The 12,277-nt window shown below is 59.4% G+C and carries 10 protein-coding genes and 1 pseudogene; 4 read left to right on the top strand and 7 right to left on the bottom strand.

Translation table 11 applies throughout. The annotated features are described in order from the left end of the window. Positions 1–9: 9 nt before the first annotated feature. Positions 10–1,512 carry a glycine betaine/L-proline transporter ProP gene (proP, locus tag ACA059_RS17615; RefSeq protein ID WP_497630303.1) on the bottom strand — a complete coding sequence of 501 codons (1,503 nt, stop codon included), beginning with the start codon at positions 1,510–1,512 and terminating at the stop codon, positions 10–12. Between the two features lie 110 nt (positions 1,513–1,622). Then, the gene (locus ACA059_RS17610) at positions 1,623–2,534 is read right to left on the bottom strand and encodes a bestrophin family protein (protein WP_497630302.1); all 912 of its coding nucleotides are present in this window, start codon (positions 2,532–2,534) and stop codon (positions 1,623–1,625) included. A 151-nt stretch (positions 2,535–2,685) separates the two neighbouring features. On the opposite strand from ACA059_RS17610, the gene ACA059_RS17605 reads away from it, so the two are divergent. Then, a complete protein-coding gene (locus tag ACA059_RS17605) occupies positions 2,686–3,612 on the top strand; it encodes a Gfo/Idh/MocA family protein (protein ID WP_497630301.1) in 927 nt (308 codons plus the stop codon). Between the two features lie 43 nt (positions 3,613–3,655). Continuing rightward, complete coding sequence (locus ACA059_RS17600) at positions 3,656–4,228, top strand: hypothetical protein (RefSeq protein WP_497630300.1); 573 nt, start codon at positions 3,656–3,658, stop codon at positions 4,226–4,228. Between the two features lie 131 nt (positions 4,229–4,359). On the opposite strand, the gene ACA059_RS17595 is transcribed toward ACA059_RS17600, so the two are convergent. After that, entirely contained in the window at positions 4,360–5,751 is a 1,392-nt protein-coding gene (locus ACA059_RS17595) for an FAD-dependent oxidoreductase (RefSeq protein ID WP_497630299.1), read from the bottom strand. Between the two features lie 46 nt (positions 5,752–5,797). Next, the gene (locus tag ACA059_RS17590) at positions 5,798–6,148 is read right to left on the bottom strand and encodes a RidA family protein (protein WP_497630298.1); all 351 of its coding nucleotides are present in this window, start codon (positions 6,146–6,148) and stop codon (positions 5,798–5,800) included. Positions 6,149–6,270: 122 nt separating this feature from the next. Between ACA059_RS17590 and ACA059_RS17585 the strand changes: the two genes are divergently transcribed. Next, on the top strand, positions 6,271–7,146 hold the full coding sequence (locus ACA059_RS17585) for a LysR substrate-binding domain-containing protein (RefSeq protein WP_008154093.1): 876 nt from the start codon (positions 6,271–6,273) through the stop codon (positions 7,144–7,146). A gap of 328 nt (positions 7,147–7,474) precedes the next feature. On the opposite strand, the pseudogene ACA059_RS17580 reads toward ACA059_RS17585, so the two are convergent. Next, a pseudogene (locus tag ACA059_RS17580) lies at positions 7,475–7,642 on the bottom strand (LysR family transcriptional regulator); the annotation flags it as partial. 368 nt (positions 7,643–8,010) lie between these two features. Between ACA059_RS17580 and ACA059_RS17575 the strand changes: the two are divergent. After that, positions 8,011–8,883 (top strand): DNA/RNA non-specific endonuclease, encoded by an 873-nt coding sequence (locus ACA059_RS17575; protein ID WP_497630297.1) that lies wholly within the window; start codon positions 8,011–8,013, stop codon positions 8,881–8,883. 92 nt (positions 8,884–8,975) lie between these two features. On the opposite strand, the gene ACA059_RS17570 is transcribed toward ACA059_RS17575, so the two are convergent. Together ACA059_RS17570 and ACA059_RS17565 are read right to left on the bottom strand one after the other, a co-directional pair. After that, a complete protein-coding gene (locus tag ACA059_RS17570; protein WP_497630296.1) occupies positions 8,976–10,556 on the bottom strand; it encodes an aldehyde dehydrogenase (NADP(+)) in 1,581 nt (526 codons plus the stop codon). Positions 10,557–10,628: 72 nt separating this feature from the next. Continuing rightward, complete coding sequence (locus tag ACA059_RS17565) at positions 10,629–12,176, bottom strand: UxaA family hydrolase (RefSeq protein ID WP_497630295.1); 1,548 nt, start codon at positions 12,174–12,176, stop codon at positions 10,629–10,631. Between the last annotated feature and the right edge of the window lie 101 nt (positions 12,177–12,277).

The raw sequence follows: 12,277 nt of genomic DNA, 5'->3' as shown, positions 1-12,277 counted from the left end.
ATCGCCCCGTCAGTCGATGCGTGGATGCTGTTGCACCAGGTTCTTGCGCTTGGCCTCCAGCGTGGCGATCTGCGCGTCGATGTCTTCGATCTTCTGTTCAATATTGTCTTCATGCTCCTGCAGCAGTTCCCGCGCTTCCTCAAGGTCGGACGCCGCCGGGGCTGCACCATGCAAGGGCTTGTTGGCGGTTTCTTTCATGGTAATGCCGGTCACCAGACCCACCACGGCAATCACCATCAGGTAGTACGCCGGCATGTACAGGTTGTTGGTGCTTTCCACCAGCCAGGCCACCAAGGTTGGAGTCAGGCCCGCGATCAGCACCGAGACGTTGAAGGCACTGGCCAGGGCGCTGTAGCGGATATGGGTGGGGAACATGGCCGGAAGGGTGGAGGCCATCACACCGATGAAGAAGTTGAGCACCACGGCAATGATCAGCAGGCCCGAAAATATCAGCCCGAGCTTACCGCTGTTGATCAGCATGAAGGCAGGAATGGCCAGGCAGAACAGCGCGATGCTGCCGAAGAGGATAAAGGGCCGGCGGCCAATTTTGTCGCTGATAAAGCCGATCAGTGGCTGTACGAACAACATGCCGACCATGATCGCGATGATGATCAACACCCCATGGTTTTCGCTGTAATGCAGGTTGTGCGAGAGGTAGCTCGGCATGTAGGTGAGCAGCATGTAGTAAGTGACGTTGGTCACAGCCACCACGCCGATGCAGGTCATCAGGCTGCGCCAATGCTGGGTGGCGACTTCCTTGAAGGACACTTTCGGGCCTCTCGCCAAGCCTTCGCGGTCGCCTTGTTCGAGTTTTTCGACATGTTGCTGGAAGGCCGGGGTCTCTTCGAGTGCGTTACGCAAATAGAGCCCGATGATGCCAAGGGGCAGGGCGAGGAAAAACGGCAGGCGCCAGCCCCACGCCTGGAACTGCTCTTCGCCTATCACGGCGGAAATCAGCACCACCAGGCCTGCTCCGAGTACAAACCCTGCGATTGAGCCGAAGTCCAGCCAGCTCCCGAGAAAGCCGCGCTTGCGGTCCGGGGCATACTCGGCGACGAAAATCGAGGCGCCGGTGTATTCGCCGCCCACCGAGAAGCCTTGGGCCATTTTGGCCAGCAACAGCAGGATAGGGGCCCAGATGCCGATCGAGTCATAGGACGGAATCAGCCCGATGGCGAAGGTGCTCAGGGACATGATCACGATGGTGGCCGCCAGGACTTTCTGCCGGCCATATTTGTCGCCCAATGCGCCGAAGAACAGACCGCCCAGAGGGCGGATCAGGAAGGGCACCGAAAAGGTCGCCAGCGCGGCGATCATCTGCACGCTGGGGGACGCGTCGGGAAAGAACACCTTGCCGAGCACATAGGCGACAAAACCATAGACGCCGAAGTCGAACCATTCCATGGCATTGCCCAGCGCGGCGGCCGTGATCGCCTTACGCATCTTGGCGTCGTCGACGATGGTGATGTCGTCCAATCCGATGGGGTTGACGGTTTTCTTGCTTGATTTCATGAGAATTACTCTGTCCCTGATCCCTCTCGAAGCCATTGATTTAACGGCTCGTGCTCTTTGGTTCAGATACATGAGGACACTGAATAATTCACCACCCGCCGGTTTTTTTGTTAAATCCCCGCTGGGCTGGGATAGCTGAGTTGATCGCTGCCCAGTGAATCGCGTTGCATTGAATGCAGGTTTTTTTCGATGGTTTCGCAGAGGTTTTCCATCTGGATCTGGTGTTCGCTGTCGCGGAACGGGCTTTGCAGATCGGTGCCGATGCGTTCGATGGCCAGCAGCATGAAGCCCACCACTGTCGAGGCCAGCGGGGTAAACCAGCCCAGGGACTCGACCAGCCCCACCGGCACAATCAGGCAAAACACTGAAATAAACAGCCGTGGAAAATAGACGTAAGGGTAGGGCAGCGGCGTATTGGCAATCCGCTCCATGCCGCCCTGGCTGTTGGACAGATCAACCAGAGTCGACTCCAGCCGCGCCAGGCGAATGCTGTCCAGGCGCCCGGCCTTGTATTCCTGGGCCAGCAGAGCCGCGGAACCGTTGAGGATATCGTTGGCAAAGTTATTGGTGGTGCCGCTGCGTGCGAACTCCCCGGCGGGAATAAACGCCTGTACTTCGAGCGGGCACGGCTGGCCCCTGAGATGCGCCGCCAGGCAATTTACGTACGCCACGTGGCGGCGCAACAGGGTTGATTTCATCGGATTGACCTCATCAACCGGGTCATCCAGCAACGTCAGTACTTGCCGCGCAAAGCTACGGGAATTATTGACCATCGCCCCCCATAACGTGCGCGCTTCCCACCAACGATTGTAGGCACTGCTGTTGCGAAAACTGATCAGCACCACCAACGCCGAGCCGAGCAAGGTCAGAGGCATCAGCGGCAGATTGATCTTGCTGTTGAGAAACAGCATGAAGTCCACGGTGACGGCTATATCCCAGAGCAGCAACCAGAACAGGGCCCAGCCCACATAGCTCATGGTCTTGATGATCAGGCGGTATTTTTTGATGATGACGGCTTTCAAACGGCGACCTCGCGGTGAATGGTGAGCATTGATGCCCTAGATCGGACGGTGGTTGCCGGGTAAAGGTTCGGTGGGGGCTGCGATCAATGATCCGAGCGGTGTAACCTTGCCCGCTCGCTTACCAAGATAAGAAAAACAATCAGGAGTCATGATGCAACCGATCCGTCTCGGTCTGGTGGGCTACGGCAAGATTGCCCAGGATCAACACGTCCCCGCTATTAACGCCAATCCCGCGTTCCAGTTGGTGTCTGTCGCCACGCAAGGGGAGCCCTGCGCCGGGGTAGAGAACTTTCAGTCCCTGAGCGAGCTGCTCGAAAACGGCCCGTACGTCGATGCGATTGCGTTTTGCACGCCGCCGCAAGGACGATTCGTTCTGGTGCAACAAGCGCTGGCCGCTGGCAAACACGTGCTGGTCGAAAAGCCGCCGTGCGCCACGTTGGGTGAAGCGATGGCGTTGGTGAATCAGGCCGATGAGCAAGGCGTCAGCGGTCTGTTCGCCTGGCATTCACGCTACGCGCCCGGCATCGAAGCCGCCCGCAACTGGCTGGCCACCCGCACCCTGCAAAGCGTACAGATCGACTGGAAGGAAGACGTGCGCAAGTGGCACCCAGGCCAGGCATGGATCTGGCAGCCCGGAGGCTTGGGCATCTTCGATCCCGGCATCAATGCCTTGTCGATTGCAACCCATCTGCTGGCGCTGCCGCTGTTTGTTGAGTCTGCCGAACTGCGAGTCCCCAGCAACTGCCAGTCGCCTATCGCCGCCTCCATTAAAATGTCTGACGCGCACCACCTCGATGTTCGTGCGGAATTCGATTTCGACCACGGTCACGAAGAACTTTGGAGCATCGAGATTCGCTGCACCGAAGGCATCCTGAGACTGGACAACGGTGGCGCGCTGTTGAGTATCGACGGCGTGAGCCAAGCCGTATCGGAGGAAGGCGAGTACGCGGCGGTGTATCGACATTTTCAACAGCTGATTGGCGACAAAGCCAGTGACCTGGACCTCCAGCCGCTGCGACTGGTTGCCGACAGCTTTTTCGTCGGCAGTCGGGCGTTGGTTGCGCCGTTCTACGATTAGCTCGCCGAGCGGCGATCAGGCTATTTTCAGGGATGATTTGGTGATGAAATTTGTGCACCGCATGAAGGCGTACTTCGGCTGGAGTCCCGTTGTGGATTCGCTTCGGGAGGCCGGCGCATCGATGACGCAAGATGACGATCAAGCATCTTCCCGCCTTGAACGAAACTTGGCGTGGATGCCGACTTTTGAAGAGCCGAAGCCCCTTGATCTTCCGCCTCCTGCATGTCCTCCATTAGGTCCGTCCACCGGCCGGTTGGCCAGTCGCTATCTGGCCTATGTCGCGCAAGTAGAGACGCTCGATACCCCAGTGGCCAACGAAGAGTTGCGCGAGGCCGGGCAGCGTTTGGCCAGAGACCTGTTTGAAAAAGCGATTGATCTCAGCAGCTCCAAAGCCCAAGAGCTCTCGCAGGACATTTACTGGCTGATGCAAAGCGCGGCTCTCGCTTCGTTATTTGCTGACGGTCCGCAGTCGGATGAGTTCGTTGCCTATCGAAATCACGTTCACCACTACAGGGATGCCGCGCTAATGACTGCTCAAGTCTGGGCGTTTGACCTGTACGTAACCTCGCGTAACCCCGAAGACCCGCCTTGCGATGGCGGCCTTAATCGAAGCTGACTGATGATCGATCCGAGTAAGCACAGCTCGCTGCCACATGATTTGACAGGTGCTGGAAAAACCCCGTTCGGCGAATAACCGGGCGGGGTTTTCTGTTGGTACGCATGAAAATACCGCTTGGGATCGAGGCGTTATCCCTTGTCCGCCTTGCCGGCGGCGGCCGCAAATTTCGCCAGACGCACGTCCAGTCGACGAGGAGGTCGGTTGTGGTCTTCGGCCTGCTCCTTGCGGCGAATGGCATTACGCACCATCAATGAACCCAGGTAGCGGACCGGCTCCGGTGGGAAATGGCCAAGCGGGCCTTGCAGCAACGGCGAGCGTGTCCAAGGGTTATCCAGGCCCAGCACCAGCGACGACAGGATCTGTCCACCCATATGGCACGGACCGACGCCGCTGCCGGAATACCCGAAACCATAGAAGATATTGCCGCTTGCGCCCATGCGGCCGAAGAAAGGCACCCCGGTGACTGAGCGATCGGAAGGGCCATTCCAGGTGGCGGCGATACCGACATCGGCAAAGTCCGGAAAGAACTCCGTCAACGTGTTGCGCAGCAGCCCTGCGTAGGGTGATGGCTGGTCGAATACCGGCAGGATGCGCCCGCCATAGGCGAAGGTGTTGCCCCCTTTGCCGAGCATGATTCGGCCGTCCGGAGTGTTGTGGTAGTAGTGCACGAATATCCGCGAGTCGAGTACGGTGACTCCGCTGGTCAAGCCGATCCGCTTGAGCAGATCAGGTCGCGGCTCGGTGATGATCATGTCGCTGGAGACGATGGCCACCGAACGCGAGAACTGTGGAAAGGCACGGGCCATCCAGGCGTTCATCGCCAGCACGACCCGGTTGCAGGTCACTTTCCCTTTGGGCGTATTGACGATGGCCGGCATTCCCTCTTCCAGACCGGTCATCGGCGTGCCCTCGAAAATACGCACGCCCAGTTCCAGTGCGACTCGGCGCAGCCCACGGACCAGCTTGCCCGGTTGCACACTGGCCGCCGCGGGCGAGAACCAGCCCTCGATGTGCCGGGTTGAGCCGGCCATGCGTTGCACGTTAGGCAGCGCACATTTGGAGAAGGAGTTAATGCCATTGCGCTCCAGTGCCGCGATCACCCCGTCGGTCGAGCCGACCTGGGCGCGGTTGGTCGCCGTGTAGAGCGTGCCGTCGAGACGGTAGTCGGCATCCACCGCATACTTTTCGCAAAAGGTGCCGATGGCGTAGATGCTCTGCTCCGATTCCTTGACCAGGCGTATCGCCTCCTGGACGCCGAACAAGCGCTCAAGGGTGAAGTACTTGGCTGACCAGGACAGCGCGCAGCCGCCATTGCGCCCACTGGCACCGGCACCGCAGATGTCGGATTCGACGATGACCACGTCCAGCTCGGGATTCTGTTCCTTGAGCATGATGGCGGTCCATAAACCGGTATAGCCACCGCCGACAATGCAGACGTCGGCGCGGGTGTTCTGTTGCAGCGGAGGGCAGGGCGTAGCGGGTTGATTTTTCAGGGCCTGGTCCAGCCAGTAGGGGCGCATGGGGTCATCTCCGTTGGATCGGTTGGAGGCAGGGTTCAGGACACAATCAGCCGCACGCGGCGACCACGATCATTTCCACGCGCCAACCGGGGTCGATCAGCTGAGCCAGCGTGCAAGCGCGTGTGGGAGCATGGCCTTCAGGGAAAAACTCATCCCAGACCCTGTTCAGCCCTTCATAGTCCTCGCGATGGGCGAGCAGGATGCGCACCGAAAGCACCTGCTCACGGCTGCTGCCGGCACTGAGCAAAAGCTGCTCGATACCGGCGAGCACTTCGCGGGTCTGCGCCCCGATATCACCACCGAGGTCCGAGGCGACCTGGCCACCGATGTAGAGATGGTTGTCGTACCGAACCATGTCCGAACGGCGTTTTGCCACAGCGAAACGTTCAATTTCCATAAAGCATTCCTGATGGGTACGAGGGGCGGCAGTTGTGAAAATCATGCTTGCAGTTCATCGTCCATAAATAAAATCGATTTATCGTATGGAAAGATAAGCTGAACCTATAGCGAGGTGCGCCGATGACGATTTCCCATACCCAACTCAAGGCGTTTCACGCCGTTGCAATGAATGGCAGCTTCACCCGGGCGGCCGAGCAACTCTGCCTGTCACAACCCGCGGTTTCCGACCAGGTGCGCAAGCTCGAGGATTATTACGGGGTGATGGTGTTTTACCGCGACAAGCGCCTGGTGCGGCTGACGGAAGTGGGCGAGCGGTTGTTCGGCCTGACCCAGCGCCTGTTCGATATCAGTATCGATGCTCACGACATGCTGACGGACTACCGCACCCTGTCGACGGGAACCCTGAACCTTGCCGTGGATGCGCCGGTGCACGTCTTGCCCTATGTCTCACGCTTCTGCAGCCGTTACCCCGGCGTTGAGGTGAAGATCGAAACCGCCAATACCGACGAGGTCCTGCAGCGGTTGTTCAGCCACCAGGCCGACATCGCCCTGCTGGGGCGCAACATCGAAGACGATCGCCTGATGACGCTGCACCTGCGCAGCGATCCAATGCTCGCCTTCGTCGCCCATGACCATCCCTGGGCGCAACGGGATTCCATCTGCCTTGCCGACCTGGACAACACACCCATGGTCTTGCGCGAGCAAGGTTCGGTCACACGGTTATCGCTGGAGGAGGAGATGGCTGCGGCGGGTTTGCACATTCGCAAGGCAATCGAAGTGGAAGGGCGTGAAGCGGCACGCGAGGCCGTGGCGATTGGCATGGGCGTCGGGGTCGTCTCGGCAGCCGAGCTGGGCTCGGACTCCCGGGTTCGCGGCTTGCCGATCGTTGACTGTCAGCGGCACTTCACCGAGACATTGGTCTGTCTGCGGGCACAGAGTTCGCGACGTATCCTGACGACCTTTTTTGACATGGTTCGAGAAGGGTTGGGCGAGTGAGATTCATCGTTCGATCGTGGCCGATAGCTGCCTGTCAGGAAGGGCAGATATCGGCCGATTCTGTTGAAAAATTGGCACAGGCCTGGTCAAAGGCAGTAATTATTGGCCGTTGTTGATGTGGTGCCTGACAGATCGCCATCGCGAGCTTGCTCCGGGCGGCGTTCCGACGAAGAGGCCCGAACTGCCACTGCAAAATCATCAGTAAACAAAAAGCCCCACCAGGCTCAACACCTGGCAGGGCTTTGGTGACTCAAGAACCGCTTACGCGACGTTCATGATTTTTTGCTCATCAATCAAATGCTGCACCACACCCGGATCCGCCAGGGTTAAAACGGCCTCGACGATGAAAGAGTTCCACGGAGAACTTCTTCTCCAGCGCGTTGACCTGTTCACTGACGGTCGGCTGACCAACGCTCAGGTACTCGGCGGCGAGGGTGGAACTGCTCGTCTTCGCCACCGCATGAAAGGAACGTAACCACTAGTGGTACTGGTACATAGAAGATCCTGTTCCCGAGCCCATCCAGCACGAAGACGCCGTCACCTGAGCTGGCGGCTTCGATAATGCGTTGCGCCCAGAGAAAGTTTTTCAGTTTTTGGCCGTACTCTGCCTATCGCTTCATCGACGAGCATTGGCCAGTAGAATGTAAACGTTGCTCAGCACTTATCTGACTTGTCATGGTCAATAAATCCCGCACGACCGTCAGCGGTCGTACTGCTCGGAGCCGACCGGATCCGCATCGGCATTTTGATCAAGGACAGTGAAAGCATGCTCGCCGCAAGATAATCAGCAACCGCCTCCACCTGGTTCCGTGAATCGGGACTCGCCGTACGTTTACCCCTCAATCCAATTCGAAGATTAAAAGCATGCACCTACGCAAAATTGCAGTTGGGCTGTCGGCCCTTGTTTTGCTCTCGACCGGGGCAGAAGCCCGCAGTCTGCTGGATCTCATCAAGCCGCCCACCCAGCATCAGGAACACGTGTCCCGCTCGGGCTCGATCAACCAGAACGCGGCCCTGGACCTCTATTCAAACAAGCAGAAACAGGCATCGTTTGACGGCTGCGCAGATCTGTTCCCGGCTGCGAAACCGATCAATATGGCCACTGTGCCTGCAACCATGAAACCCCTGGCCCTGTGCTCTGACAACTTCGCGGTGCTGTACTCGCAAACCAGTAGGACGCCGCTGGTAGTGGTCGAACGCCTTAATGCCGCCCAGCTGCAGGATGCCAAAGGGGAGGAACGCACCAACCAGTTCTACCCAGACCCACGCATCCCCAAGAGTGGACGGGCAGAGTTGAGCGACTACCGTAGCCAACATCCGGCCGTGGACCGTGGCCATCAATCCCCGGCAGCCGATGCACCGAACCCCAATGCAATGGCTCAATCCTTTGCGTTGTCGAACATGGTGCCGCAAGACCCCACCAACAACCGGAAGATCTGGAGTAAGGTCGAGGCGGATGTCAGAAAATTTGCCAAGCGCGCCGATGGCAATGTTTTTGTCTTTACCGGCCCGCTCTTTGACTCAGGCCACACCACCATCGGCGACAACAAGGTCTGGGTGCCGACCCGCCTGTTCAAGCTGGTTTACGACGCGTCGTCCAAGCGTGCCTGGGCTTACGTACTCCCCAACGCTGAAACCCGTATCGAGAGACCGATGGACTATGACGCTTTCGTGAAGAGTACCGGGCTCAACTTGCTGGGAAATCTACCGGTCACAGGTTCCGTAGGGCGCTCTTGATGGCTTGATGAATTGCACCTCAAAGGCTGGATTCAACCGATGGGGTGCTTCATTCACGACAACCGGATGGGGTAAAGGCCGATCGCCCGCCGTTAGAGGGCGTCGCGGGACGGTTGGCCGTCCACCAGGCGTTGAATGCGCAACGGATTAGCATTCTTCAGCGCATCCGGCAGCAGGCTGTCGGGGTAGTTCTGGAGGCACACCGGGCGCAGGAAGCGATCGATGGCCAGCGTGCCCACCGACGTACCACGAGCATCGGATGTTGCCGGATACGGCCCGCCATGGACCATCGAATCGCAGACTTCCACCCCGGTCGGATAACCATTGAGCAGGATCCGCCCGACCTTTTGTTCCAGCAATACCGTCAGCTCGCCGAACTGTTCGAAGTCTGAGGGTTCGCCAATGATCGTTGCCGTCAGCTGTCCGTGAAGACCGTTCAACGCTGCGCTGAGTTGCGCCTGATCGGCGACTTCGACAAACACCGTGGTCGGGCCGAACACTTCTTCCTGCAAGACTTCATCACCGTTGATCAGCAAACTGATATCCGCCTTGAACAGCTGCGGTTGCGCCTGATTGCCTTGTTGCGGGCTACCGGCCAGATGCTCGATACCGGGATGAGCGAGGAGTTTTTGCAGACCTTTGCCATAGCTGCTCAAGGTCCCGGCATTGAGCATGGTTTGCGCCGGTTGATCGCCCATCAGCCCGGCGACCTGCTGCACAAACACACTGAATTGCGGAGAACGAATGCCAATGACCAGGCCAGGGTTGGTGCAGAACTGGCCACACCCTTGCACCACCGAAGCGGTCAGGTCACGGGCCACGCTTTCAGCGCGAACTGCCAGGGCCTGAGGCAACAGGATCACCGGGTTGATGCTCGACATCTCGGCGAACACCGGAATGGGTTGCGCCCGTGCAGCGGCCATGTCGCACAACGCACGACCGCCCTTCAGCGAACCGGTAAAGCCTACCGCCTGAATCGCCGGATGCTTGACCAACGCTTCGCCGACTCCGCCGCCGTAGATCATGTTGAACACCCCGGCCGGCATGCCGGTTTTTTCCGCCGCGCGAATCAACGCATCAGCGACCCGTTCAGCGGTGGCCATGTGACCGCTGTGAGCCTTGAACACCACCGGGCAACCGGCGGCCAACGCCGACGCGGTGTCGCCGCCCGCCGTGGAGAATGCCAACGGAAAGTTGCTCGCACCAAACACCGCGACTGGCCCAAGGCCGATGCGGTATTGGCGCAGGTCCGGACGTGGCAGCGGTTGGCGATCCGGCAGTGCCTGATCAATCCTCGCACCGTAGAAATCACCGCGACGCAGCACTTTGGCGAACAGGCGCATCTGACCGCTGGTGCGACCGCGCTCGCCTTGAATCCGTGCGGCAGGTAGCGCGGTTTCACGGCAGACCAACGCGACAAAGTCATCGCCTAGCGAGTCCAGTTCGTCGGCTATCGCATCGAGAAATTGCGCCCGACGTTCGGCGCTCAGGCTGCGATAGGTCGGGTAAGCCGCGGCGGCGGCCTTGGCGGCGGCGTCAACTTCTTCAAGGGTGGCCTGATAGAAACTGTAAGGCAGGCGATCGCCGGTGTTGGCATCAACGCTGTTGACGATGACAGTGCCGGCAGCGCTGCGCTGACCGGCGATGTAGTTGTGGCCGATGATCGTGGGCATTTCTGGCTCCAGAAAAGAATGTTCGAATCCCCATTGCGGGGATTTCAGGGCAATAGGGGAGGAGAGAGGGGGTCAGGTGACTGCGCCGATCTGCCAGGGCACGAATTCGTTCTGCCCGTAACCGTGCTGCTCGCTCATGCTGCGTTCGCCCGAAGCGATGCGCAGCATGAGTTTGAAGATGGCTTCACCGCATTCTTCGATGGTCATGGTGTCTTCGGCGATCTCGCCGCAGTTGATGTCCATGTCTTCGCGCTGGCGGTTCCACAACGCGGTGTTGGTCGCCAGTTTGATCGATGGCGTGGGGGCGCAACCGTAGGCCGAGCCACGTCCGGTGGTGAAGGCGATCAGGTTGGCGCCGCCGGCGACCTGGCCTGTGGCCGATACCGGGTCGTAGCCGGGGGTGTCCATGAACACCAGTCCTTTGGCGCTGACCACTTGGGCATACTCATAGACATCGACCAAGTTGCTGGAGCCTGCCTTGGCCACGGCACCTAGGGACTTCTCCAGGATGGTGGTCAAGCCTCCGACCTTGTTACCGGCCGAAGGGTTGTTGTTCAGCTCTGCGCCCATGCGCTCGCAATACGCCTCCCACCAATGAATACGGGCGATGAGTTTTTCGCCCACGGCGCGGTTGACAGCCCGACGGGTCAGCAGGTGTTCGGCACCGTAGATTTCCGGGGTTTCGGAAAGGATGGCCGTACCGCCACAGGCGACCAGGCGGTCGACGGCATTGCCTAGCGCCGGGTTGGCCGTGATACCGGAATAACCGTCCGAGCCGCCACATTGCAATCCAATCATCAGATGCCTGGCACTCACGGGTTCGCGCTTGACCTGGTTGGCCTCCTCAAGCAATTCCTTGACCTGGGCAATGCCGCTGGCAATGGCTTTAGAGGTGCCGCCGCTGTCCTGAATGTTGAATGTGCGTAGTGTATTGCTCCTGCTCAGACCCTGGGTGCTGAGCAACCCTTCGATCTGGTTGGTTTCGCAGCCCAGTCCGATCACCAGCACCGAGGCGAAGTTGGCATGAGTTGCGTAGCCTGCCAATGTTCGGCGCAACAGGGCCAGGCCTTCGCCTGCGGAGTCCATGGCGCAACCGGCGGAATGGGTCAGCGCGACCACGCCATCGACTGCCGGGTACGCCAGTAACGCGCCAGGGTTGATGTCCCGTCGGAAGTGATCGGCAATGGCGCGGGCCACGGTGGCCGAGCAATTGACCGAGGTCAGGATGCCAATGTAGTTGCGCGTCGCCACTCGACCATCCTGGCGCACGATCCCCATGAACACCGGCTCGTCGTTCAAGGACTTGTCAGGTTTCACATCGACGCTGAAGGCATAGTCACGGGTAAAATCACCCATGGTCAGGTTGTGCACATGCACGTGATCGCCGGCTTCGATAACCCCGGTGGAAAAACCGATGATCTGTCCGTAACGACGCAAGGGCTGGCCGGCTTCGACACGGCGTGCGGCGATCTTGTGGCCGGCGGGTACCGGCTGGCGCACGGTCACACCTTCCTGCTCGAGTACTTCACCCGCCACCAACGGCCGACGGGCGATCAATACATCGTCCAGAGGATTGAGGCGCAGGACGGCGGCTGCACCGGTTTTCATGATCAATTCCATCGGAAACTCACTGGCTATGAAGCGTGGGAGGTCGCTGGCAATCGGGCCGCGCCAAACCTTTGTTGCCGCACTATAAGAGCCCCGCCCGTGGCTGCCTAATG

This window comes from Pseudomonas sp. LBUM1647, from assembly GCF_059716175.1.
This window is presented reverse-complemented; position numbering and strand designations above follow the sequence as displayed.